Consider the following 22,527-nt stretch of genomic DNA (forward strand, 5'->3'; position numbering starts at 1 on the left):
AACAGATAATTAAAGCGTCAGCAAGCGCCTTGGTCAGGAGAGATATAAATAACAAGGGAGTGAAACATATGCCACATATCATTGGCTCAAGAATCATTTTAAGAGAGTACAGGAAAGAAGACTTAGATTCAATGAGGTTGTGGGTGAATAACCCTGAAATAACGGACAATTTATCTGATGTATTTTTATATCCTCATTCACAAAATGCAACAGAATTATATCTAAATTCTTTACTTGAGGGGAAAACAGAGCAGAAAGGATTTGTAATCGCTGATAAAGAAACAGAAGAGTATATAGGACAAATCGATTTATTTTACATTGATTGGAAGAATAGAAGTACCGAAATGGGAATTGTTATTGGTAGTCCTAAATTACATAACAAAGGATATGGGTCTGAAGCTATCCAATTAATACAGAAATTCGTTTTTCTACAACTAAATTTAAATCGACTACAACTTGAGGTACATGATTACAATGAAAAGGCAAAAAAATGCTATTTAAAATGCGGATTTAAAGAAGAAGGACGTCTAAGACAAAAACATTTTTCGAATGGTCAATACACTGATGTCGTATATATGGGTATCTTGAGAGAAGAGTTTGTGAACAAGAAAGAAATATAATGTATTCCATTAGCTGAGGAAGAAAGGAACGAATGATATGCAGGGTGTGCGAGATACAAGATCCACGCGAAATATGGAATGAGTTTAGTAACACACTAAACCAGTTAGGTTCACATAAAGATGAGTTATACGTTTACGGTCAAGATAAAAACTTTTTCGATCGTTTAGTCATTGCTTCTGGATTGTCTCCGGAAGAATGGGGAAAAGCCAACGTACACCAAAACAAATTATATAGTGAGGGACTAGTATTTGAATCATTATTGAATCAGCTGGATGAAATGGAGTGCCCTATGCTGCTGATCAAAGGTGAGACAGATTGGGTTTCCAGTAACAATCAGGTTCAGCGTTTTCTTGAGGGAAAGGGTCAAAAGAGTTATGTATTCATTGAGAAGAGTGGCCATTTTCCAAGATTTGAAAGAAATGATGTATATGTTAATGAAATAAGGAGATTTGTGAGTGATTTGTAAAAGACGTAAGGCATCAGAAAACATTATCCTATGGGAGAATCATTTATATGAAAATAAAAGAATCAGGATTGATATTGTTTTTAGAATATTATGAAGATAACGTAAAATTCTATACTGAAAAGCTTGGCCTTAATATAAGAGAAAGAAAAGAAGGCCTTTCAAAGCTTGATTTTGGTGGCAGCTATTTGATGGTTGAGAATAACGGAATTTCAAATACCACAGAAAAAAATAGAGCTCAAAACCCAACCGTAATAAGAATAGAAGTGCAGGATTTTGATGAAACAATAATAGAGCTTGAAGGTCGTGGAATAGCCATCGAAGTTCAAAAATATATTTGGGGGACCATAGGGGTGATCATTGATCCAGAAGGAAATAGAATTGAAATAAAGGACTATTAATTGCTAAAAGCAGAGGTGAAGGCATGAACAAAATAGATCAGATTAGGGCGGAAGAAAAGAAATATCATGATTTCTGTTATGAGAACTATAAACTTTTTGAAACGGGATCATGGCTTCATAAACCTGTAAAAACGGTAATCGATCTTTTGATTCAATTCGGGAATTCCGATTGTTTAGATGTACTTGATTTGGGCTCAGGCATTGGGAGAAATAGCATTCCCATAGCTAAATCGATGCAGAATAAATCCGGGAGAGTTGTCTGTGTTGACCTGCTAGAGTCTGCTATTTTGAAGCTGCTTGATTATAGTAAAGAATTTGGAGTTCAACATTTAATAGAGGCTAAGCTATCTGATATTGAGAATTTCCCAATCCATTCAAATGAATATGACATGATCATAGCAGTTTCCTCTTTGGAGCATGTAAGTTCTGAAGAGGCATTAGAAAGAAAAATGAATGAAATGATTTTAGGGACTAAACGAGGTGGTGTGAATTGTATAATTATTGGCTCAAGCATACGGGAAGTAACTATGGAGACGAATAAGGAATTGGTTCCGATGTTTGAAGTGAATATACCAACGGATAGAATGTTGAATTTACTGGATCGTCATTATGATGGGTGGGAAATTCAAAAGCGAATTGTTAAACAATTAGAGTACGAAATTGTACGAGATGGACAACCGGTTAAATTGACATCTGACTGTATTACTTTTGTATCTAAAAAGATTCTGTGAGTGAATTAGAGAAGGGGAGAGGAAGTTGAAAAGCAGGCTGCTTTCTTTAATATTCATTTTTGCAGCGTTTTTAGTTGCTTGTTCCAACGAACAAACTTTTGATGACTTTTTTTATGCGAAAATGGAAAAACATAAAAAGGACTTTGATGAAGAAGTTCATTATTCGTATACTCTTGTTCATAAGGAAGAAAATGTTGTTGAAGAAAACGATGCGATTGCTATTTTTAGAGAAAATAATCTTCAAGGAGATCAAATATTCATTGCATATTTTGAGCGAGAGAATGGTATATGGAAGTGGAAGAATACTAGAGGGGCAGAGTGGAATTCCTTTGTGCAATGGTCTTCAATGCAAGATGTACCATACATATTTTCGGGAACGATCAATGATAATTCCATTTCAAAGGTACTTGTAGGTAAGGAACCAGCAAAAATAGTCGAGGTTGATGGGGACAAAAGGTTTTGGTATGCCATCAGTGATGTTAAAGATACAGAAGTGAAAAGAGTGAAAAAAGATGGAACTCAAGAAGTAGTTGAAGAAATAGACGAAAATTTTAAAGGATATAAGTAAAACGGTAATAGGTTAAATGTCATCATGCTGCTTGCTCAAAACTATGGAGGGGGGCGCACATGGAAACGTTCAAGATAGAAGCAGTTTTTATTGATCGTGATGGAACAATTGGTGGAACAGATGAAGTGGTATTACCAGGAGATTTTGAATTATTCCCTAAAACAAAAGACAGCATTGAAAAACTAAAAAAATTAGGAATAAAGCTTTTTGGATTTACCAACCAACCGGGAATCTCTCGTGGAGGGAAGCGACAAAAGAAGATTTTGAGAGTGAAATGAAAGAAATTGGGTTTGATGATGTCTACATATGTCCTCACCAACACACCGAAGGCTGTGAATGCCGGAAACCCAATCCCGGAATGTTACATCAAGCTGCAACTGAGAACGAGCTAAATCTATCCAATTGCATAGTAATAGGCGATAGATGGTCTGATATTTTAGCTGCAAATCGTGCTGGATGTAAGAAGATATTAGTATTAACAGGAGCAGGTAATGATGCTCTTCATAAATATAGACATAAGTGGTCCAATATTGAAGCAGACTTTATCGCAAATAATTTCGAAGATGCCATTCGATACATTATAAAATCAGTAGGAAATTCCGAAATGAACATGGAACACTGAAATATATGAGGAGTGATTGAAATCGATAAGAGCATATCAAAAAGAAGTATTCTTTTGATCATTTATATTGTTGTAATTTTCTTTGTGGGTATTATTTTTGTTCCTTGCTTTGAAGTATGGGGACCGGAGAAGAATGTATCTGGATATAGCTATGTGTTCATTTTTAATTCTGTGGTTGATCGTACCGATGTCAATGGATTTTTAGTGCTTTACCAAATTGATTACTTAAGAATTGCTTACACCATTGGTATTATTACTCTGATTTTCTACAGTGTATGGAGATTATTTAGATTATGGGATAAAGAAGATTCCAGGTAACAAGATCCATGTTTGTTAAAAATGAAATAAATTCAGGTAGGAAGAAAAAGACCGTGCAGGCTTTAAAGGGAATCAATGACTAAAAGGGGACGAGGACCATGGCGCAAGTGAAAGTATATGGTTTGAAGGAGTTTATGAAACCCAAACAAACCCTTCTTTCGGAAGTTATTCATTCATGTATTGTCGATGCATTTCAATATCCTGCGAAGAAGAAGTTCCAACGATTTTTCAACCTGGAAAGGGAAGACTTTATTTATCCAGAAGACCGATCAGACAGATATATGATTATCGAAATTAGCATTTTTGAAGGAAGATCCGTAAAGGCAAAAAAGATGTTGATCAAGTTATTGTTTGAGCGAATATATCATGAAGCTCAAATTGATATGAACGATTTAGAAATAACAATTTTCGAAACGCCTAAACATCATTGGGGAATTAGAGGATTACCAGGGGATGAGCTCCAACTGAACTATAATGTAAATGTGTAAAGGGAGATATGGATGACGAGTGTGACCCAAAATGACGATCGAGCTATTATTAGGTATACGCCTATCTCCCTTAGTTAAAGATCAACATAAGGAAGATGGACGTTTAAAAAACCGCTTATTTCTTATCCCAATTCCATACTTCAATACGCCCCAATCGGAATTCCCGGAACTCCGGTTGTTCTTTCAGCTTTTCTAGCTCCCGCACAGGACCTGTGACAGTCGCTCCGTAAACCTGAACTTCATTTCTCAGTAAAAAAGCAAGTCGCTCTTTATCTTGGTGCACACCGTTATATTGGATGTTGGTGGTCACCCATTCAAGTTCAGACATCATATTCTTTACATGCTCAGACATTGTGCCCCTATCTGCCGTCGCAAAATATAGCTGCCACGATGAAAGCTCATTATTATCGTCATATCCAGACTTTGGTCTAAGGTTTAAATATGGAACGTAATAATCCGTGCCTCCAGCAACCGAATGAGAAGTGTCGAAAGCTTTAAGTTCACCTGCATATACGGGCATTCCCGTCACTACAATATTATACTGCGCGAGCAGTTCCATAAGATGCTCTGGCGACATTAAGGTGTTTATAGAAAATGATAACTCTGCCACGTTTCCGTCTTCAATTTTACTTAATTGTTCAAGATCGCCTACCTGTCGTTGTGTGTCTTTTACTGGTTTATCAAACATAATGGATGCCGGCAAAATGAATTCAGTATGACTGTTTTTATTCAAATAGGTACTCATATTCTCGATGGAATAGGTTAGCTCGCCAAACACGCTTTTTTTCGCTCGAATCTCTCCTGTAATGACCTGCCAATCCCCTACATTTCTATAAAGCTCAAGTGTTGCCTTTTGTGTCAGAAATGGGGAAACCTCGATTGTTGAATTTGCTGGCCTTTCCACTCTAACGCCATTTTCGTGCAGCTCTACGATCGTAATAATTGATCTAATAAAAGTTCCATTTCCTCCTGAAGTACTAAAATAGATGTGAATGACAGAAATATAGACCGTATACAATAAAAATAATAGGATTACTGCAGATGCTGCATTTCTCAGCTTATTCATTCGTGTTCTCCACATCATTCGATTAAACTTCTTCTTACTCCATTTCGGAGGTTCAGTAATTAAATCCCCGTACCTGTGCACATCGATTTCCTGCTTTTCAATTTCATCCTGCATCGTAGAAGCGCTCCCTCCCCTTGAGTCATACAACAGAAAATTTCCATGATCATGAGATACGATTTTTTCTCATTATTATACTATAATTACATTCTAAGGGATGTATTGGTATAAAATAGAGTCGGGGGAGACTGCTGATTGAATAAGAATATCATTAAAGCACAAAGAAAGAGGACACCGTATTGGAGTATTTAATTAAAGAGCTGATGACGTATTATTTTAATGAATCAATAGAAAAAATAGAATCGGTTCCATTTGGACTCACTAATTATTCTCAAGTACTTACAATAAATAATAAAAAATATGTTGCAAGAATATATGATAAGCAATCCAAAAATCTTGAGAAACTAAAGTTTGAAATCGAATTAACAACGTTTTTGGAGCAGGGTAATTTATCATTTAAGGTTCCAGGATTTTTAACAGCCAGTACCGGGGAGAAATACGTCAAGCTGTCGAATGGGCAATTAGGGTCCATGATGTACTTTATCGAGGGAGAAGTCCCGGACTTAACACAGATAACAGATGCACGTGAATATGGAAGAGCCGTAGGAGAACTCTCGGTTATATTCAAGGATTTCAAAACGAATTCGAATGTGAATAAGCTGCAATTTCATGATATATATAACCTTCATCCATTATGTAATGAAAGAACTGTATATGATTTTTTTAATCAACCGCCTTTTGAAATAGATCGAAACCAACGGTCTGTTTTAACAAATGCTTTTCAAACGGTGATAAAGAATGAATCCCTTATAGACACCTTACCTAAGCAAATCATTCATCATGATCTGTTAATTTTTAATTTACTAATTGATCGTAAGCGAAGAACGATGAATGGTGTTTTAGATTTTGACTTTGCTTCGTATGATGTTCGTGCGTTGGAGTTAGCCATTTGTATTAATCATCTTTTTCAAATTAACGATAGTTCACTCCCAAAGCTGCAACTATTTTTAGATGAGTATGCTCAATATATGACATTGACAGAAGAAGAAATTGAATGCATGCCCTTTTTAATGAAGATGTACTATGTAACACTAATAACTATTTATATTGGGCAATATTATGCAGGGCAAGAGGTAGGAAATCATTTTCGATTCATACTGAATCAATTAGTTAGTAGAACAGAATGGTTAAAGCAGAATGAACATGGACTGCTGGAAACATTAAAGTTGAGTTTTAAAGCAAAATGAAATATTAAGATTATGGAGAGAGGCTGAAGGTATTATGGACGAAAAGATCCAGGAGCTTTTAAACATAATCCGGCAAAGAATCGACTTTGATCGAGCTGAATTACTTAATAAGGGCTATTCAACCGTAAGGAAGTATATGTTGTATCAATCCGAAAAACCGTTATATTTACTGCGTGTATATGAATTGGATTCCCATGCTCGCCGCCTTGAGGAGTATCAATACCTGCAACAACATTTTGATAATGGGGTGAATTGTCAGGAACCTGTATTTTTTGAAGTTATCAATGACCTGAAGCTTTGCTGTTTATTGCTTAGCTATACGGATGGAGAAAGCGGAGAAGAGGTTCTGCCGTACTTGACACCCCAATCTCAATTCAAACAAGGAATAGCCGCAGGGGAAGAGTTAAAAAAGATCCATATGATTATTCCTGTCATCCCCATAAACTGGGTTGAACGAAGATATGATAAATACATTCAGAAAAAAATGAAAGTGAAAGAACTAGGCATTCCATTTCATAAGCAGGCGTACATTGAACATTATATTGAAAATAATTTTGATTTGCTAAGCAATAGCTCCGTATGTTTCCAACACGATGATTTTCATCCATCAAACATGATTTTTAAAAGAAAGAAATTCGTTGGAGTTATCGATTTTAGCAGCTTTGACTGGGGTGATCCCTGGGAAGAATTTTTCAAGCTGCCGAAGTATACCTGTTTCATTAGTAAACGATTTGCTTATGGGCAAGTTCAAGGTTACTTTAATGGATCTATTCCGGAAGATTTTTGGTTGAAATATAATTTATTTGTTGCACTGAATCAACATGCAACATTAATTGGCGGATTCCAGAATCATAGGACCAAAGAGGCGCTGGATAAGATAGAACAAATCATTGAAACGCATGATTTTAGTAATGGCGGTCCTCCGGAATGGTACCAAGAAAATAAAGCAGTTATGGGGTAACATTATGAAAAATATGAATAATATCAAAGCAATCATCTTTGATCTAGATAACACAGTCCTCGATAGAACGAGTACGTTCAGTCAATTCACGAATTTATTTTTAAATACTTATTTTAATCACTTGGAATCAACTCAAGAGGTATTTGATCGAATCATTTATCTTGATCAAGATGGGTATAAGGACAAAAATGAGTTATTTTCTGAGCTGATTGAAGAGTTACCATGGATGACAATGCCTCAGCATAACGAATTACTGGATTTCTATAAAACGGAGTATGTTAAGAGCGCGGTATTGATGAATGAGGCAAGAGAAGTTATCACACATTTGCGAAAAAAATACAAAACGGGATTAATAACCAACGGAAAGACCTCCATACAATATGGAAAGATTGTTACATTAGGAATTAGAGATCATTTTGATTTGATTATTGTATCGGAAGAGGCAGGAGTAAAGAAACCTGATCCGCGGATATTTGAGCTTGCACTAGACGGACTTCATTTAAGACCTGAGGAATGTATCTACATAGGAGATCATCCGGTTAACGACATTGAGGGAGCAGCTAAGATAGGCATGGAAACCATCTGGATTAAAGTCAATCAGCCTTGGAAAGACGAACTGATGGCTAGACCTTTATATTCTATTGAAGAATTAAATGAATTATTGGAGATGCTTTGAGAAATGAAATAAAGCAGCATAATTTTAGTACATAAACGGTTTATGACTGGACGGGAGGAAAGAAGATTTTATGAAAGTCTCGATTAGTTTGACTGACCATTCCACAAAATTTATTGTAAACAATCTTTACCCGTTATATTTGCATGATTTATCCGAGATATGGGGATGGAAACCCAATAAATATGGTGTTTATGAAGATGATGACACGTTGACTTTAAAAGATCAGAATAAGGTTTTCGATATATGGTGGGAGAAACCAGGTGTGCTTTATCCATATTTAATTCGAGTAGAGGGAATTCCCGCAGGTTTTGCGTTTGTAGCAACTCCACCTTACACCCCTCATGGGAGTGAATTTTACTTGAATGAGTTTTTTATGTTAAGGCCGTTTCGAGGTAAAGGCATGGCTGAAGCTGCAGCGGTTCAATTGTTTCATAGCCATATCGGTGCTTGGGAAATACAAACGAATCCTACAGATACCAATAAGAGAGCTCAATCATTCTGGAGAAAGACAATTCATAACTATATTTCTGAATCATCCCATGAGGAGTTCGCCGAAACAAAGAATGACGGATATAAGTTGATTTTTCGATTTAATAACGGTCATTTATAGAATGGCTTTGCCTTGAAATGGGTTGATATGGAGGAGGCCTAATCATGAATGCGAATGGAGAAAAGAAATGGAACAAGTCATAGTCTCTGAATATGACCCGCAATGGGCTACTGAATTTGTACTAGAAAAAGCTAAAATCATGAATGCATTAGGTGAACTTTTATTGGGCATAGAACATATTGGAAGTACCTCCGTTCCTGGATTAGGAGCAAAACCGATCATAGATATCATGGTGGGTATTAACGAATTGAATGACTTGAATCAAACACATATTACTGACTTAGCTCGAATAGGATATCAATTTATCAACCATGCGAACTTTCCGGATAGAAGATTTTTTCGCAGAGGGGAATGGCGAGCAGGTACACATCATTTACACGTTTATCAATACAAGGGTGATAACTGGAACGAGAATTTATTATTCCGGAATTATCTCGTCAATCACCCCGAAGCTTTGAATGAATATATTAAACTCAAGAAGGACCTAGAGAAACGATACAAGAACGATCGGGCTAAGTATACAGAAGCTAAAGGGCCATTCATTCGTAAAATTATTGAACAAGCAGTAATGGAGAATAAATGAAAATTCGGGAGGTAATTATGACTCATGATTTTTATTGTGATGAAGTTTTAAACGGAAAAACACAAGTTAACAAAGTAATTGAGACGGACCGTGTTCTGGCTTACCATCACACCAGACCGTTCTATGAACATCATATTGTGGTCATTCCCAAGATTCATGTACAATCATTCATTTCTGAAGAAGAAGAAAATAATGATAGCCTATTATTAGAATTAATGAAGGTTATTAAAAGAGTTGCAGCAGAAATGACAATGAAAACCGGGTCCTCAAAAATAATTACAAACTTAGGAACGTACCAAGATTCAAAACATTTTCACTGGCATGTGGTAAGTGGTGAGAAAGTCAGATAGAGAATTACTTGCGAGAATATCAGCGAGTATCAAATGAAGGAGATAACTTATGCATAATTACGGTGTACCGAATGGTTTTATGGGCTTCATAAGTGGAGTACCCTTGTTTTTCAAGTTGTTCGGAGGGCTTATATTTACATTTGTTGTAGTAACATTTTTGGTTGTTATCATTAAAGGATTAAAAACTTGGACTTCAAACAATAACTCTGAAGTCGTAAGAAGAAGATGTAAAGTCGTTGATAAGAGAACGGAAGTTTGGGGTGGATCGGGCGAATCGAGTGCCAGCACGAATTACTATATTACTTTTGAATTTGAGGATAACAGCCGAAAAGAATTGTATGTAAAAGATAATCAATTCGGGATGATTGTTGTTGGAGACATCGGAGAATTAACCTTCCAAGGAAGTAGATTCAAAGAATTTAGCAGAATACATGAACAAGGAAGCTCACCATTGTAAATATGAGAGAATAATGATTGAAGTGATATAGAGATGTACGTTCATGATGTCGAGTACAATATAATATTTTGAGGGAACGAAAGGAGAATACAGTGAAACGGGGAGTCCTATCCGTTATTTTTTCGTTCTTTATCATTGGAATATCATCCTATAAATTATGGTCATTGTATCAACCGAGAGTGGGTCCGGTGGGTGACGGTGATGGTTATCCTGACTATGCTTATACCTCAATGTATATAGGGATAATTTTAGGGATTTGTTGTTTAATACTTGGAATAATTCATATCATAGTCGAGAAAATGAAAATAAATGAGCAAAGTAATAAGAATAAACGTCAACAATGAACAAAGGAGTATAACGAATGTACCTGTATGTAGGAAAGGCTCCTATGAAGCCAAAGCATCCGTTTGCTTTTTTTATCAACATCTATTAAAATAGACCAAATCATTTCGTTAAGAAAGGAGGCAAAAAGTCATGGGAACTGTTTTCAGAAGAATTGAATTAGAAGTGAAGTCATATTTACATCTGGGAGATTTGCTAACAACGGGATTAGTCTGCCCTTTTTTAAGCAAATTTCATATTGAAAACAGCAACCGGAAGCTTTTTGTCTTTTGAAGATCCTTCATTTGTTTACGGATTTTTGATTAAATACGAAGCAATTACTAGGCGCTGGTTTTATTAGGCGTCTTTTTTGTGTTCTAAAAGAAGAAAAATTGAGATGAATATGTAGAAACGGATTCTGATTGGATGATATCTAATTTTAGAAAGGGTGAGACAATTGTTTAAGAATCTTAGGCAATATAGGAACGTTTCAGTGTTCCAGGCGCTTCTAAGTTAAAAAAAAATTTAGAAGCGAGGAACGTTATATGGAAAATCAAAAAATATTTAATAAATCATTTCTTTTTTTGTTAATCAGCAACTTTGCCGTTTTTATTGGGTTTGAAATGCTGCTTCCTATTTTGCCGGCCTATTTGATAAGTCTTCATGCAACTACCATTCAAGTCGGCTTGGTGACAACGTTATTTACTGTAGGGGCTGTGCTCATCAGACCTTTGGTAGGATTCTATTTCATTGATAACCAGCGTAAAGCTCTAGCCATTGGTGCTGGTGTGGTTTTAATGGCTATTACACTCGTGTATCCTTTTCTGAATATATTATGGCTGTTTTTATTGTTACGATTTTTTCATGGCATTGCGTGGGGCGTATCAACAACTGCCAATGGTACAATAGCAGTCGATTTGATTCCTAAAACACGGTTAGGAGAAGGGATGGGGTATTTCTCTATTTCAACGACTGTGGGGGCGATCATCGCACCGAGTTTAGGTATCTTTATATATGACTTTTTTTCCTTTGACATCTTAATTTGGACATCCGTAATCCTTAGTCTAACGGCAGTCATTGCGCTCCAATTTATGCATCCGCCTGCTCCAGTAAAGAGAGAGAAACCGCCATTTCAATTTTTCAAAATGATTTTTGAAAAAGACGCATGGTTTCCTGCATTATTGTCGGTCATTACCACATTTGCATATGGGGCGATTGTTACATTCTTAGTTCTTTTCGGAAAACAAAAGGGGTTAGAGCATGTTTTTCTCTTCTTCCTTATTAATGCGGTGGTTTCAACTTTATTACGTCCGTTTACCGGAAGATGGTATGACAAAAAGGGACCTTGGATTATCATCATCATGGCGGCTATGTCAGGTTTCTTGTCACTCGTTATACTGTCTTATGCAACAAATGATCTACATCTTATTATTGGAGCGATCCTATTCGGGGCAGGTTACGGAACTGTGTCTCCATGCTTACAAACATGGGCAGTTCAAAGGGTAAGTGAAGAAAAAAGTGGCGCAGCGAATGCGACGTTTTATTCCAGTTTTGATGTTGGTATTGGAATTAGCGCATTTATATTAGGTATTTTAGCTGAGTGGGTTAGTTTAGAGATGATCTTTCGTATTGTAAGTCTAAGTTTTATTGTTGTTGCTGTTTTAGTCTATAAGGATTATTCAAATCAAAAGGAAAGACATAGAAATAAATAAATCGAATTTTAACAAATCCACTTCTATGTTCGTAGAGGTGGATTTGTTATGATTGACACTTGCATAGCGCACAAAATTCCCGAAATACGCGTGAAATATGGGGGACCTTTACATAACAAATCCTTGAAATATCCGATTCTGGAAGCTAGAGTGAAGAAACAAAAGTTGACTAGGGGGAATAAGGATGACAATGCCGACACATATCGTAGCCGTAGGTGGAATCGTTGAAAACGAACAAGGCCAAATTCTTTTAGTAAAGACACAGCATGGCGGATGGGTATTTCCCGGTGGACAAGTGGAAGTCGGTGAAAATTTAATGGATGCATTATGTAGAGAAATAGAGGAGGAAAGCGGAATTATTGCCATAGTATCCCACATGATCGGGGTTTATTCAAACACGGGCGTATATAAATGGCATGATGGTATTACCGATGTGCCTACGAAATTGATGCTGGATTTTGTATGTAAGCCAGTGGGCGGAGAATTATGTACTTCAGAGGAAACATCGGAAAGCTGCTGGATGGATAAAGGAAAAGTGCTTGATATGGTGACTGCACCTGCCATTCGTACCCGATATCAAGTGTATTTGGATTTTGATGGGCAGATCCAGTACATGGATTATGTCACCAAGCCACAGTTTGAAGTGAATATGCATAAGACTATTTCTGAAAAGTAATGAAATCACAGACATAATGAGGTGTCCCGCTTGATCATCGTTGAAACTGAAATTCTCATTGATATACCTATAGATGCTTGTTTTGATCTAGCAAGGGATATCACAGTACACACCCAAACGGTGTGGAAACATACAAGGGAAAAGGCAATCGGAGGAACGACAGAAGGCATGATTGGTGAAGAAGGAGTTGTAACCTTCCAAGCTACCCATTTTCTGATTAGACAAAAGCTAACATCAAGAGTCGCTCATTATAAGAGACCTTATTATTTCGTGGATGTAATGATGAAGGGTGCATTTAAGAGTTTAAGACATGAGCATACCTTTGAAGACGTTAACCAGAAGACATTAATGAAGGATAAGTTGATTTTTGAAGCTCCATTTGGAATGATAGGCTGGATCACGGAGAGATTAATATTAAAGAGATACATGCAGCGTTTTCTGGAGCACCGAAACAATCAATTAAAGCTGGTGGCTGAATCAACAAGCTCAGGTAATCAATGGCTTTAAGCATGTAGCATAAGGTTATTACCTCCTAGTAAGTTAGTAAGAGTTAACTCGATTGCAATCTGGTTTTTATATATTACCGGGAATACATTTTCATTCCCTTCATGTAATGCGCTCAGACTGGACTTGAAATTCATTTTAAATGATAATAGTGACAAGTATTGTCATAATCATGGATAACGGAGTAAAAAACGATGTCTAAATCCAAAAGACTTATGGAACTAATGATGACCGTTAATCGGAAACGTAAGTTTACAGTGAAGGAGCTCGCACAAGAGTATGGGGTTTCATCACGAACGATACTCAGGGATTTGCAGGAATTAAGTGAATTGGGTGTTCCTTTATATTCGGAAGTAGGGCCTCATGGGGGTTACCAAGTGTTGAGGGAGAGAACCCTGCCACCTATAGCGTTCACCGAGGAAGAAGCTGTTTCGATATTTTTTGCGATCCATGCCTTACGTCACTATGCTTCCCTTCCTTTTGAGACGGAATCATCTGCGGCATTAAGCAAGTTTTATAACTACATGTCCGGCGACATCCGGGATCGTATTGATCAAATGAAAAACCGTGTTGATTTTGTGACGCCGGAAAGGCAGATCACCGCACCGCATTTATCCATATTGCTCGACGCTGCTATTCAGCAAAAAGTCCTGACCGTTGATTATGAATCAAAAGACAGCCAAACGAGCAGGGAGATACAGCCCATTGGAATTTATACAAGGAATGGTTTGTGGTACTGTCCTGCTTATTCTTATCGAAATCATGAAATCCGTGTGTTTCGTTGCGACCGAATACATTCTGTTGACCTATCAGAAAAGGAACCGATGGATCTTCGGCATATCCACCTTGAAAATAGAGAATTGATCCGCCAAGTGGATCAGGAGTATGTCCATCTATTCGCGGAACTGACTAAAGACGGTGTTCTGACGTATGAGGCTGAGCCATGGCCTGTGCTTAAGCTTCAGACTCGTGAGGATGGTACGGGCTGGCTGGAAGGAGATATTTTAAAGAGCGACATTCCGTTCTTCGCAAAATTCTTTATTGGTTTTGGCTTGAAAGTTACAGTGGAGAATCCTCCAGAGCTTCTGAGCTGCATCCAAGAAGTTCTGTCCGAGCTCATGTCCAAATATGATCAACAGACCATGATCCGAAGAAAGGACATCCCATGAATCATGAGATCATTGTTGCACCCTACAATCCTGACTGGGCGATTGAGTTTTATAACATCGCATATAGAATCCGAAATGCACTTCAAGACATTGCACTACGAATAGATCACATCGGATCCACAGAGGTAGTTGGGCTGGATGCAAAGCCGATCATTGATATCCAAATATCTGTCCGGGCATTAGAGCCGGTAGACGTCTACCAAACACAAATGGAAGGCTTGGGATACATGTTCAGAGCAGATAACACGGAAAGAACTAAGAGGTATTTTAGAGAAGGAAGCGGGATGCGAAGAACCCACATTCATATTAGAGAAGCTGGAAGTTTCTCTGAACAATTTGCCTTATTGTTTAGGGATTACTTACGGAGTCATGCAGAGGACGCGCAAAAATATGCCGAAATCAAATATACTCTCATGAGAATGTATCAACAGGATCGGCATCGGTATGTCGAAGAAAAAGAGCCATACATATGGGAGATCATGAGAAGGGCAAGTCAGTGGAGCCAAGATATCGGATGGAGACCAGGTAGGTCGGATATGTAGCGTCTACAGACAGTTTAAGGGATCAGGTGAGGAGGAACCATTTTGCCAAACGAAGCAATCATAACTAAAACCGAAATCCATAGATTAATCCAATATCTTGATTTTTTCGAGGGGCCTGCCGACACCTTTTACAGGGAAGTGAATGGCTACACATGTGAATCGGAGACCATGCTTGCATTCCGTAAGGAGCTGTATGATACGGGTTTCTTAATCGTATTCGATTGGGGGGCATGGCTCCGCGAACATGAGATCTATAAGAATATAGACGGCGATTTAGAGGAACAACTCATGAATGCTGATATGGAGACCTTGCGAAAGCTCGTAACCAGCTATGTACGAGGTGATCGGTTTATGGAAGGATTATTTATTGCTGTCGCGAAAAATGGCAAGATTGCTCAAGTTTTAACAAGGCTTCAGCAATTCGCTTACGGAGGAACCGAAGAGGTTGAATAGTAATGACAAAGGTGGCTTGCACAGCAATGTATAAAATTGTGTTTTTTGATGTAGACGGAACCCTGCTAAGTGAAACGGACAGAAGTATGCCGCTTAGCACCCAACAAGCCATTATTCAGTTGATGGAGCAAGGAATAAAAGTCGTTATTGCGACAGGAAGACCTTATAGTCTGTGCCAAGATTTTAAATCGATGGGTTTTGATACCTTTATATCTGCCAACGGGGCATTGGTGAAATGGAATGACCAAACGATTCATAAGTCGGTCATTACAGAGGAAACGGTACAGGGGGTCTCAGCTTTTGCGGAGCTCAACGGACACAGCCTCTCCTATTTTACGGAGCAATACATGATGAACGGCATAGGACATGATAATCAGCGGGTGATCCATACCTTGAAAGAGACATTGTCGATTATCGATTTTCCGGAAAAGATGGTTTCGGTCACAGAAGAGATTTACGGAATGTGTTTATATGCCGATGACAGCGAAGCACAGAAATTTGTAGACAAATTCCCAACACTGAAATTCAAACGCTGGCATAACTATGTGATGAACGTGTATGAAGAATTCGAGGCCACCAAGTCATCTGCGATAAAAAAGGTGCTGGAGCATTTCAATTTTAGCAGTTCAGAAGCGGTTGCCTTTGGTGACGGAGGAAATGACATCGATATGCTGGAATACGTGGGACTTGGAATTGCCATGGGAAACGGGGAGCAAGAGCTTAAAGAGAAAGCAGATTTTGTAACCAAAAAAGCCAGTGAAGACGGAATTTCCTATGCGCTAAAAAAGTTCGGCATTATTTAATGCCAACCCAATGGGTTAGATCCAATGACTGAGGTTCATTCCCGCCGTTTATAGATCAAGATGAAAAAACGGTGATTACATCACCGTCGGTTTAATCCTCTTTCTCATCTTCTTCTTGCAGGCAGCGTTCAATAAAATCAAAGAGATTTCTGGCCTCAACAGAACGGTTACCCCAGTCATGCCAAAAATATAACACCTGTCCGTAATTGCCTTCCTCCGTGGGATCTGTATCCAGACAGAGATAGTCACCTGCACCGTTTTCCGCAATCGGAATCCACTTGGCGTTCCAGAGCATCGGCTTAATTCCAGATTCGATATCCTTTTCCATATCATCCGGATCGAATTCTTCCTGTAAAAAAGCCCAGTTGTCCATCACTGCAGCAATCGGCGTCAGTGTCAGATTTCGAACGAAGCTATGTGAACCAGCAGACCAATTCTGTCCGTTATGTACCTTGTAGAAGCTTTTCATTTCTTCGGGCAGCGTCAACCCTAACTTGACCTCAAGGGACGCAATTTCTTCATCCTCAGCTCCCGGCAGCAGGTTAAGAGCATCTTTAAAATCCGCTGTATGTGAAGTACCCTTTTCAAAAATCTGCTGCCATAGCAGCTCAGCTTGGTTGTTCATATGGTGACCTCGCTTCCTTTAAACCTATCATACCGAAAATTCTTCATTTATGCATTATGGCTTCTTGCCAGCAATCCAGGTACACTTGCATTATGGAAGTGAATTCATCAAGAAAGCAGGAGATCCATAATGACCGTTAAACCAATTACAGAAGATGATCTTTTGGCATTGAGCCATTTATATGAAGAGTTGATGGGAATACCGACCAACGAGGAGCGCATGAAAGAAGTATTCAAGTCTGCTGAAGCCAGCGGCAATTATCATATCTTAGGCGCTTTTCATGAAGGAGAGTTAGCCGGTTCACTGATGGGTATTATTTGCCTTGATTTCGTCGGTACGTGCAGACCATTCATGGTGATTGAAAATGTAATCGTGTCCGATCGAATCCGCAGGCAAGGCATCGGGAAGAAGCTGATGGCTGAAATCGAACAGATTGCAAGAGATAAGGGCTGTGCCTATATTATTTTTGTGTCTGGCGAGAAGCGCAAGGAGGCTCATATTTTCTATGAGAAGCTGGGGTACAGGGACGAACAGGCCGAGGGCTTCCGAAAGCATTTATAGACCCACAGGAAGAGAGTAATGTGTGATGTGGATTGCTGCGGCCGAGGCATATGAATGGTAACAAAGGGGGAAATCCAATGATTCTATGTCCTTGGTGCGGACAAGAGGTTGAACTGGTGGATCAGGTATGTCCAGAATGCAAAACTGAAGTATTACCGGAACATCTCATGGGTTCCAATGGAGAAACAAATGCTATTGGGAATGTAGAAGCAGATACAGCTGATTTGGATATTGAAACGGTGATTATGAATGAGTTCAAGTGTTCCAAATGCGGGCATGACGAGTGTATCACGGATGAAGTGGCAATGAGCGGCACGGGAATCAGCAAAATTATGGATATCAATTATCATCATTTTCTGTTCGTATCATGCACGCATTGCGGATTTGTGGAAATATATAATCCCGATGTACTGCGTGGATACAAGTCCGGGAAACTCAGCACAGTGATGGATATTTTGTTTGGACGATAGGTTATAAAAAGGAGATGCCTTTTCGTGAACGAAAACCGTTTTCCCATAGGTCCGTTTGAACCAGAACTTCATCCTTCTGCTGAAGCTCTGGGCGGCTTGATTCATCAGATTCCTGAGATCACGAAGCTTTTACGAGAAATGATCTCTTCACTTCCACCGGAGCAGCAGAATATCCCGTATCGTCAGGGAGGATGGACGATTAAACAAGTGATCCATCATATGGCTGATAATGATATGAATGAATACATAAGGTTCAAGAAGGCATTAACGGAGGATGGCCCGATGGCGGGTTCTTACCGGGAAGATCTCTGGGCTGAATTGGGTGATTACCGGGATTTACCTGTCGAGAGTTCTCTTTTGTTCATGGAAGCACTGCATCAGCGCTTTGTGATTCTACTGAAAAGTTTAGATCCGGATGATTTTAAGAAGAAGCTCAGCACTCAGGTGCTGGGACAAATCACGTTAGAAACAGCACTCCAGCGATTCATATGGCATAGTCGGCATCATATAGCCCAGATCCAGGCATTCATGAGGTCTGATAACGGGCATATGCTTTAATTACTAGGGAGGATTCAAGATGCACCGTATAGATGTCGTTTATTCCTTAATAACCAATGAAGCTAAAACTAAAGTTCTGATGGTGAAGAACAAGGACAATGAGCGTTGGACTTTACCAGGTGGGCCCAAGTTGATTTCGAAGAGGGAATATTCGAAAGTGAAATAAAGAGGAGGGAACTCATGGAGTACAAAGATTCCTTTTATCAGCTGTTTCAATTAAACGAATTGGGATTTAAAATCATTAGCTTGTTGCTTATACTTGTTATTGTAATCGGTATCATTATTTTATTTGTTTATCGCAACCGGATATCCGGCAAGAAGATGATGTTTTTTGGTGCGGAGCTCATCCTGCTTGGATTCATGTTCAATGTTATTCTGGATTTTAAATTTCAGATGCCGATCCTGAGTTTTATTACGATTCTGCTGGGGATGCTGGTTAGTCTGATGGGTATGGTGAAAAAAGATTAAGGTTGTCTGAGCTGGCATAAGGAATACCTACAATCTGAGAGAGAGCGGTGACTATTTTGAAGGGAATAGATACGATTCATCAATTGATAGAGGGCTGGGTTGCAGAAAAGAAAATACCCGGGGCTGTCGTGGATATCCAGGTGAAAAATAAAATGAAATGGCAAGCGGCATATGGAACAGTGTCGCTGGACACGATCTTCGATGCAGCCTCGCTGACCAAAGTTGTAGTGGCGCTGCCGGCAATCATGATGCTGGTCCAGTCATCCAAACTGTCGCTGCAGGATCCGGTTCAGAAGCATATCCCTGAGTTTCGCCATGCCGAAGTTACGATTGAGCATTGTCTAAGACATGTATCAGGTCTGCCTTCCGTACTTCCGGATTTCAGAGAACGTTACAGTAAAAGCGATATTAAGCAGCTGATTATGGCTCAGGAGCTGGAATTCAGTCCCGGTGAACGTGTGCAGTACAGTGACTTGGGATTGGTTCTTATCGGCTGGATTATTTCCCGGTTGACGAAAAAGCCTTTGGATGAATTTGCTCGGGAAGCGATATTTATGCCGCTTGGAATGACAGATAGTTATTTTAATCCGCCTGCAAACCTACGTGAACGGATAGCTCCGACGGAGTGGGATGGCAATAAGTATCTTATTGGTGAAGTACATGATGAAACATGTTACCGACTTGGAGGAGTGGCAGGAAGTGCGGGATTATTTGCAACAGCCGAGGATATATCGAAATATGCAAAATCTTGGCTTTATCCTGAGCAGTACTCATTATGGACCAGAGCTTCGGTGGATGCCTGCACCCAATCCGTTTTTCATGGACGCGGTATTGGCTGGCAGGTACAGGAAAGTCCTGAAGGAGTGCTTTCATGTGGCCCTCATTGGCCGAAGGGCAGCTTTGGACATACAGGTTATACCGGTACGAGTATCTGGATTAATCCAGCAGATGAAGTGACTGTCGTGTTCCTGACGAATGCGGTCCATTTAGGCAGGGATAATGTGCTGAAGGATTTGCGGCCTATTCTGCATGAAGCGGTATTAGATATTTGCGCGGATTAGTGAAATGATATTGATAAATCGAGCATTTATTTGGTGGTGAGATCTTTGGAAATTGACGAATCGATCACGGTGGTCCCCTATGACGACCAGTGGGCGGATGTATTCAATAATGAAAAGTCTACACTTCTGAATATCTTCGGTTCTGATACCGTTGAAATCGAACATTTCGGCAGCACCTCGGTCAGAGGCATGGTTGCCAAACCGATCATTGATATACTAATTGGCGTTTCTTCACTTGAACTGGATGAATCGATACTCCACCAGCTGCAGCAGCGTAACTATGATAGTTTTGGCGAAGCGGGTGTAGAAGGGCGGCTGTATTTTCGTAAACGCGCGGAACACTCCTTCAATTTGGCTGTCGTAATCTTTCAAGGGGAACAGTGGATCAACAATATTCAAATTCGAGATTACCTAAGAACCCATCCTCAGGTGGCAGAACAATATTCGATGCATAAACGTGAGTCCATTCAAAAGGGAATAACTACATTACTGGCTTACTCCGACGAGAAGGCGGAATTCGTGCAAAGTGTATTGAGACAGGCTAAAAAATACAGTATGGGTAATTAAGAAACAGCCCTATGAAATTGCCCGTAAATTGGAAAAACAAATGCTTAACTTATAAGGAGGGTTTTATTTTATGATGTCTATCAAATTGCCTAAAGAACAAAAAACAGAGCTGGCCCAAAGTGTCCAGGCTTATTTTGAAGAGGAACGTTCTGAAAGCATCGGACAACTGGGAGCGGAGCAATTAATCGATTTTATGATCGGCGAGCTCGGACCCTATATTTATAACCAGGCGATCGAAGATACTAGAGCATTGATTACCGAAAAAATGGCTCAAATCGATGATGAGTTGTACACCCTAGAGAAGCCCATTCAAAACTTGAGAAGATAGGCCTGACAGGAGTTGGATCGATGGAGAAGGAATTAATACAGCAGATGAATGATCATCTGCTCGAGGAGGCTGCGCTCTCCTTTGGCGTTGTTTTGCAGGATCTGAAATATATTGGCGGATTTCAGAATTTTATATATGAGTATGTTAACAATGGAAAAACCTATATTTTAAGGATTACGCATAGCTCCCACCGGGATATTGATTCAGTGAAAGCCGAACTTGATTGGGTGCATGATCTCCATCGCCATGGGGTGTCTGTCAGCAAACCGGTTACATCAAGGCATGATAACCCGCTTGAAGTGATACATTTGGATGATTCCTATGTCATGGTTACATCTTTCGAAAAAGCGTCTGGCACAAAAATTAACTATCCTGATTGTATGAACAATGACTCACTATCTGAAAAATGCGGGGAGATCACGGGACAAATTCACGCCTTATCCAAAAGCTATGTACCGGCAATCCATTCAGTGAAGCGCCATGATTGGACAGGAAATTACTATTTAAACCATGTGAAACACTTCATACCAGCATCGCAGCGGCAAGTATTTACGAACATGGAACAATTAAAGACGCAAATCCACGGACTGCCGAAAACGGACAGCTACGGACTCATCCATGGAGATATTAATATCGGAAATTTCCTTGTCGATGGTGATCGAATCACCCTTTTTGATTTTGACGAATGCCAATACAGCTGGTTTGTGGAGGATATAGCCATTCAGCTTTTTTATATGGTGTATGTTGTTTTGGATGATTCATTAGAAGAGCGACATGATCAAGCGCGGAGGTTCATGAAGCATTTTTTGAAAGGATACGAGAGGCAACATTCGATTCACGCAGATTCATTAAAGCATATGGAGTTATTTCTGAGACTGCGCGAAATTATCGTTTACGTGGGAATGTATCGGAGTTTTGATTTTTCGAGCCTCAATGATTGGACGCAGAAATACATACAAGAAAGCCGTAATAGGCTGGAAGCAGGGACATCGATCGTTCAAAATCTGTTGTAGCAGGTGATAGCCTTTGAATCGAAACAACCACAAAATCATTAAAGTATTCGTATGGATTTTTTTTACCGGATACAGTGCCTGCTTGCTATATTGGATGTTCCGGGGGTTTGGCCGAACCACTCACACCGAAATCAGATATAATCTGGTTCCGTTCAATACCATTTTCAGTTATATCTTTAACGTGAATCAGCATAACATTGGAACGACGATCGTTAATTTAGCCGGTAATGTGGGGGTTTTCCTTCCATTCGGATTGATGTTACCCTATCTCTTCAAAAAATTAACAAGGTACAGCATGTTTTTTGTTTGGTTTACCGGCTCTATCATTATTCTGGAGATCATGCAGACCGTACTCAAGGTAGGAACAGGAGACATTGATGATGTCATATTAAATGTTATAGGTGCTTCTGCGGGTTATGTTGTGTATCGGATATTTCTCACGGGAAAATCAAGTCACTTCATGTGAAATTGCCTGAA

33 protein-coding genes and 1 pseudogene are annotated in these 22,527 nt (G+C 39.2%); 32 read left to right on the top strand and 2 right to left on the bottom strand.

Annotation, left to right across the window (positions count from 1 at the left end; translation table 11 throughout):
- The first annotated feature begins 68 nt into the window (after positions 1-68).
- The 8 genes and pseudogenes from E6W40_RS07050 to E6W40_RS07085 all read left to right on the top strand — a co-directional run bounded on the left by E6W40_RS07050 (position 69) and on the right by E6W40_RS07085 (position 4,212).
- Positions 69-620 (top strand): GNAT family N-acetyltransferase, encoded by a 552-nt coding sequence (locus E6W40_RS07050; RefSeq protein WP_136604838.1) that lies wholly within the window; start codon positions 69-71, stop codon positions 618-620.
- A gap of 32 nt (positions 621-652) precedes the next feature.
- Positions 653-1,087 carry an alpha/beta fold hydrolase gene (locus E6W40_RS07055; protein WP_136604839.1) on the top strand — a complete coding sequence of 145 codons (435 nt, stop codon included), beginning with the start codon at positions 653-655 and terminating at the stop codon, positions 1,085-1,087.
- A 47-nt stretch (positions 1,088-1,134) separates the two neighbouring features.
- Positions 1,135-1,485 (top strand): VOC family protein, encoded by a 351-nt coding sequence (locus E6W40_RS07060; protein ID WP_136604840.1) that lies wholly within the window; start codon positions 1,135-1,137, stop codon positions 1,483-1,485.
- A 23-nt stretch (positions 1,486-1,508) separates the two neighbouring features.
- On the top strand, positions 1,509-2,216 hold the full coding sequence (locus E6W40_RS07065; protein ID WP_136604841.1) for a class I SAM-dependent methyltransferase: 708 nt from the start codon (positions 1,509-1,511) through the stop codon (positions 2,214-2,216).
- Between the two features lie 25 nt (positions 2,217-2,241).
- Positions 2,242-2,784, top strand: a complete 543-nt coding sequence (locus E6W40_RS07070) for a hypothetical protein (RefSeq protein ID WP_136604842.1) — start codon at positions 2,242-2,244, stop codon at positions 2,782-2,784.
- Positions 2,785-2,843: 59 nt separating this feature from the next.
- Positions 2,844-3,406: pseudogene (locus E6W40_RS07075) on the top strand (HAD-IIIA family hydrolase).
- A 12-nt stretch (positions 3,407-3,418) separates the two neighbouring features.
- Positions 3,419-3,724 carry a hypothetical protein gene (locus E6W40_RS07080; RefSeq protein ID WP_136604843.1) on the top strand — a complete coding sequence of 102 codons (306 nt, stop codon included), beginning with the start codon at positions 3,419-3,421 and terminating at the stop codon, positions 3,722-3,724.
- Between the two features lie 98 nt (positions 3,725-3,822).
- Positions 3,823-4,212: a tautomerase family protein gene (locus E6W40_RS07085; RefSeq protein WP_136604844.1), complete on the top strand. Its 390-nt coding sequence runs from the start codon at positions 3,823-3,825 to the stop codon at positions 4,210-4,212.
- A 115-nt stretch (positions 4,213-4,327) separates the two neighbouring features.
- Here E6W40_RS07085 and E6W40_RS07090 read toward each other — a convergent pair whose 3' ends face one another.
- Positions 4,328-5,392 (bottom strand): anti sigma factor C-terminal domain-containing protein, encoded by a 1,065-nt coding sequence (locus tag E6W40_RS07090; RefSeq protein ID WP_246072900.1) that lies wholly within the window; start codon positions 5,390-5,392, stop codon positions 4,328-4,330.
- 182 nt (positions 5,393-5,574) lie between these two features.
- Here E6W40_RS07090 and E6W40_RS07095 point away from each other — a divergent pair, with 182 nt between their 5' ends.
- The 14 genes from E6W40_RS07095 to E6W40_RS07160 all read left to right on the top strand — a co-directional run bounded on the left by E6W40_RS07095 (position 5,575) and on the right by E6W40_RS07160 (position 16,399).
- Entirely contained in the window at positions 5,575-6,582 is a 1,008-nt protein-coding gene (locus E6W40_RS07095) for a phosphotransferase (RefSeq protein WP_136604845.1), read from the top strand.
- A gap of 34 nt (positions 6,583-6,616) precedes the next feature.
- On the top strand, positions 6,617-7,543 hold the full coding sequence (locus E6W40_RS07100) for an aminoglycoside phosphotransferase family protein (RefSeq protein WP_136604846.1): 927 nt from the start codon (positions 6,617-6,619) through the stop codon (positions 7,541-7,543).
- 4 nt (positions 7,544-7,547) lie between these two features.
- Positions 7,548-8,219: an HAD family hydrolase gene (locus tag E6W40_RS07105; RefSeq protein WP_246072901.1), complete on the top strand. Its 672-nt coding sequence runs from the start codon at positions 7,548-7,550 to the stop codon at positions 8,217-8,219.
- A 70-nt stretch (positions 8,220-8,289) separates the two neighbouring features.
- Positions 8,290-8,829 carry a GNAT family N-acetyltransferase gene (locus E6W40_RS07110; protein ID WP_136604847.1) on the top strand — a complete coding sequence of 180 codons (540 nt, stop codon included), beginning with the start codon at positions 8,290-8,292 and terminating at the stop codon, positions 8,827-8,829.
- Positions 8,830-8,896: 67 nt separating this feature from the next.
- Positions 8,897-9,412 carry a GrpB family protein gene (locus E6W40_RS07115; protein WP_136604848.1) on the top strand — a complete coding sequence of 172 codons (516 nt, stop codon included), beginning with the start codon at positions 8,897-8,899 and terminating at the stop codon, positions 9,410-9,412.
- 17 nt (positions 9,413-9,429) lie between these two features.
- The gene (locus E6W40_RS07120; protein ID WP_211146981.1) at positions 9,430-9,762 is read left to right on the top strand and encodes an HIT domain-containing protein; all 333 of its coding nucleotides are present in this window, start codon (positions 9,430-9,432) and stop codon (positions 9,760-9,762) included.
- Between the two features lie 49 nt (positions 9,763-9,811).
- Positions 9,812-10,219 carry a DUF2500 domain-containing protein gene (locus E6W40_RS07125; protein ID WP_136604849.1) on the top strand — a complete coding sequence of 136 codons (408 nt, stop codon included), beginning with the start codon at positions 9,812-9,814 and terminating at the stop codon, positions 10,217-10,219.
- Positions 10,220-11,085: 866 nt separating this feature from the next.
- Positions 11,086-12,252 carry an MFS transporter gene (locus tag E6W40_RS07130; protein ID WP_136604850.1) on the top strand — a complete coding sequence of 389 codons (1,167 nt, stop codon included), beginning with the start codon at positions 11,086-11,088 and terminating at the stop codon, positions 12,250-12,252.
- Positions 12,253-12,436: 184 nt separating this feature from the next.
- On the top strand, positions 12,437-12,928 hold the full coding sequence (locus E6W40_RS07135; protein ID WP_136604851.1) for an NUDIX hydrolase: 492 nt from the start codon (positions 12,437-12,439) through the stop codon (positions 12,926-12,928).
- A gap of 30 nt (positions 12,929-12,958) precedes the next feature.
- The gene (locus tag E6W40_RS07140) at positions 12,959-13,435 is read left to right on the top strand and encodes an SRPBCC family protein (protein ID WP_136604852.1); all 477 of its coding nucleotides are present in this window, start codon (positions 12,959-12,961) and stop codon (positions 13,433-13,435) included.
- Positions 13,436-13,626: 191 nt separating this feature from the next.
- Positions 13,627-14,601 carry a helix-turn-helix transcriptional regulator gene (locus E6W40_RS07145; protein ID WP_136604853.1) on the top strand — a complete coding sequence of 325 codons (975 nt, stop codon included), beginning with the start codon at positions 13,627-13,629 and terminating at the stop codon, positions 14,599-14,601.
- Complete coding sequence (locus tag E6W40_RS07150) at positions 14,598-15,143, top strand: GrpB family protein (protein WP_136604854.1); 546 nt, start codon at positions 14,598-14,600, stop codon at positions 15,141-15,143. The genes E6W40_RS07145 and E6W40_RS07150 overlap by 4 nt, the downstream gene beginning before the upstream one ends.
- 42 nt (positions 15,144-15,185) lie before the next feature.
- Positions 15,186-15,596, top strand: coding sequence for a DUF6508 domain-containing protein (locus E6W40_RS07155; protein ID WP_136604855.1), 411 nt, complete (start codon positions 15,186-15,188; stop codon positions 15,594-15,596).
- 26 nt (positions 15,597-15,622) lie between these two features.
- Positions 15,623-16,399 carry a Cof-type HAD-IIB family hydrolase gene (locus tag E6W40_RS07160; protein WP_136604856.1) on the top strand — a complete coding sequence of 259 codons (777 nt, stop codon included), beginning with the start codon at positions 15,623-15,625 and terminating at the stop codon, positions 16,397-16,399.
- Positions 16,400-16,490: 91 nt separating this feature from the next.
- On the opposite strand, the gene E6W40_RS07165 is transcribed toward E6W40_RS07160, so the two are convergent.
- Positions 16,491-17,024 (bottom strand): SMI1/KNR4 family protein, encoded by a 534-nt coding sequence (locus tag E6W40_RS07165; protein ID WP_136604857.1) that lies wholly within the window; start codon positions 17,022-17,024, stop codon positions 16,491-16,493.
- A gap of 129 nt (positions 17,025-17,153) precedes the next feature.
- On the opposite strand from E6W40_RS07165, the gene E6W40_RS07170 reads away from it, so the two are divergent.
- The 10 genes from E6W40_RS07170 (at position 17,154) to E6W40_RS07210 (ending at position 22,516) form a co-directional block, all read left to right on the top strand.
- Positions 17,154-17,585, top strand: coding sequence for a GNAT family N-acetyltransferase (locus tag E6W40_RS07170; RefSeq protein ID WP_246072902.1), 432 nt, complete (start codon positions 17,154-17,156; stop codon positions 17,583-17,585).
- 77 nt (positions 17,586-17,662) lie between these two features.
- Positions 17,663-18,055: a zinc ribbon domain-containing protein gene (locus E6W40_RS07175; protein ID WP_136604859.1), complete on the top strand. Its 393-nt coding sequence runs from the start codon at positions 17,663-17,665 to the stop codon at positions 18,053-18,055.
- Between the two features lie 24 nt (positions 18,056-18,079).
- Entirely contained in the window at positions 18,080-18,613 is a 534-nt protein-coding gene (locus E6W40_RS07180; protein WP_136604860.1) for a YfiT family bacillithiol transferase, read from the top strand.
- A 19-nt stretch (positions 18,614-18,632) separates the two neighbouring features.
- Positions 18,633-18,779 (top strand): hypothetical protein, encoded by a 147-nt coding sequence (locus E6W40_RS29400; RefSeq protein WP_168928845.1) that lies wholly within the window; start codon positions 18,633-18,635, stop codon positions 18,777-18,779.
- A gap of 14 nt (positions 18,780-18,793) precedes the next feature.
- A complete protein-coding gene (locus E6W40_RS07185; RefSeq protein WP_136604861.1) occupies positions 18,794-19,081 on the top strand; it encodes a hypothetical protein in 288 nt (95 codons plus the stop codon).
- A gap of 47 nt (positions 19,082-19,128) precedes the next feature.
- Complete coding sequence (locus E6W40_RS07190; RefSeq protein WP_136604862.1) at positions 19,129-20,142, top strand: serine hydrolase domain-containing protein; 1,014 nt, start codon at positions 19,129-19,131, stop codon at positions 20,140-20,142.
- Positions 20,143-20,187: 45 nt separating this feature from the next.
- Entirely contained in the window at positions 20,188-20,709 is a 522-nt protein-coding gene (locus E6W40_RS07195) for a GrpB family protein (protein WP_136604863.1), read from the top strand.
- 70 nt (positions 20,710-20,779) lie between these two features.
- Positions 20,780-21,037 (top strand): DUF2164 domain-containing protein, encoded by a 258-nt coding sequence (locus E6W40_RS07200; RefSeq protein WP_136604864.1) that lies wholly within the window; start codon positions 20,780-20,782, stop codon positions 21,035-21,037.
- Positions 21,038-21,057: 20 nt separating this feature from the next.
- Complete coding sequence (locus E6W40_RS07205; protein WP_136604865.1) at positions 21,058-22,050, top strand: phosphotransferase enzyme family protein; 993 nt, start codon at positions 21,058-21,060, stop codon at positions 22,048-22,050.
- A gap of 13 nt (positions 22,051-22,063) precedes the next feature.
- Positions 22,064-22,516, top strand: a complete 453-nt coding sequence (locus tag E6W40_RS07210; protein WP_136604866.1) for a VanZ family protein — start codon at positions 22,064-22,066, stop codon at positions 22,514-22,516.
- The last annotated feature ends 11 nt before the right edge of the window (positions 22,517-22,527 follow it).

This window comes from Paenibacillus dokdonensis, assembly GCF_004916975.1.
Taxonomy (GTDB): domain Bacteria; phylum Bacillota; class Bacilli; order Paenibacillales; family Paenibacillaceae; genus Paenibacillus_AQ; species Paenibacillus_AQ dokdonensis.

Bases quoted from the DNA above. Each gene is read 5' to 3' on its own strand.
- E6W40_RS07050 (WP_136604838.1), top strand. From the start codon at position 69: ATGCCACATATCATTGGCTCAAGAATCATTTTAAGAGAGTACAGGAAA.
- E6W40_RS07055 (WP_136604839.1), top strand. From the start codon at position 653: ATGATATGCAGGGTGTGCGAGATACAAGATCCACGCGAAATATGGAAT.
- E6W40_RS07060 (WP_136604840.1), top strand. From the start codon at position 1,135: ATGAAAATAAAAGAATCAGGATTGATATTGTTTTTAGAATATTATGAA.
- E6W40_RS07065 (WP_136604841.1), top strand. From the start codon at position 1,509: ATGAACAAAATAGATCAGATTAGGGCGGAAGAAAAGAAATATCATGAT.
- E6W40_RS07085 (WP_136604844.1), top strand. From the start codon at position 3,823: ATGGCGCAAGTGAAAGTATATGGTTTGAAGGAGTTTATGAAACCCAAA.
- E6W40_RS07090 (WP_246072900.1), bottom strand. From the start codon at position 5,392: ATGCAGGATGAAATTGAAAAGCAGGAAATCGATGTGCACAGGTACGGG.
- E6W40_RS07100 (WP_136604846.1), top strand. From the start codon at position 6,617: ATGGACGAAAAGATCCAGGAGCTTTTAAACATAATCCGGCAAAGAATC.
- E6W40_RS07105 (WP_246072901.1), top strand. From the start codon at position 7,548: ATGAAAAATATGAATAATATCAAAGCAATCATCTTTGATCTAGATAAC.
- E6W40_RS07110 (WP_136604847.1), top strand. From the start codon at position 8,290: ATGAAAGTCTCGATTAGTTTGACTGACCATTCCACAAAATTTATTGTA.
- E6W40_RS07115 (WP_136604848.1), top strand. From the start codon at position 8,897: ATGGAACAAGTCATAGTCTCTGAATATGACCCGCAATGGGCTACTGAA.
- E6W40_RS07120 (WP_211146981.1), top strand. From the start codon at position 9,430: ATGACTCATGATTTTTATTGTGATGAAGTTTTAAACGGAAAAACACAA.
- E6W40_RS07125 (WP_136604849.1), top strand. From the start codon at position 9,812: ATGCATAATTACGGTGTACCGAATGGTTTTATGGGCTTCATAAGTGGA.
- E6W40_RS07130 (WP_136604850.1), top strand. From the start codon at position 11,086: ATGGAAAATCAAAAAATATTTAATAAATCATTTCTTTTTTTGTTAATC.
- E6W40_RS07135 (WP_136604851.1), top strand. From the start codon at position 12,437: ATGACAATGCCGACACATATCGTAGCCGTAGGTGGAATCGTTGAAAAC.
- E6W40_RS07145 (WP_136604853.1), top strand. From the start codon at position 13,627: ATGTCTAAATCCAAAAGACTTATGGAACTAATGATGACCGTTAATCGG.
- E6W40_RS07150 (WP_136604854.1), top strand. From the start codon at position 14,598: ATGAATCATGAGATCATTGTTGCACCCTACAATCCTGACTGGGCGATT.
- E6W40_RS07160 (WP_136604856.1), top strand. From the start codon at position 15,623: ATGTATAAAATTGTGTTTTTTGATGTAGACGGAACCCTGCTAAGTGAA.
- E6W40_RS07165 (WP_136604857.1), bottom strand. From the start codon at position 17,024: ATGAACAACCAAGCTGAGCTGCTATGGCAGCAGATTTTTGAAAAGGGT.
- E6W40_RS07170 (WP_246072902.1), top strand. From the start codon at position 17,154: ATGACCGTTAAACCAATTACAGAAGATGATCTTTTGGCATTGAGCCAT.
- E6W40_RS07175 (WP_136604859.1), top strand. From the start codon at position 17,663: ATGATTCTATGTCCTTGGTGCGGACAAGAGGTTGAACTGGTGGATCAG.
- E6W40_RS29400 (WP_168928845.1), top strand. From the start codon at position 18,633: ATGCACCGTATAGATGTCGTTTATTCCTTAATAACCAATGAAGCTAAA.
- E6W40_RS07185 (WP_136604861.1), top strand. From the start codon at position 18,794: ATGGAGTACAAAGATTCCTTTTATCAGCTGTTTCAATTAAACGAATTG.
- E6W40_RS07200 (WP_136604864.1), top strand. From the start codon at position 20,780: ATGATGTCTATCAAATTGCCTAAAGAACAAAAAACAGAGCTGGCCCAA.
- E6W40_RS07205 (WP_136604865.1), top strand. From the start codon at position 21,058: ATGGAGAAGGAATTAATACAGCAGATGAATGATCATCTGCTCGAGGAG.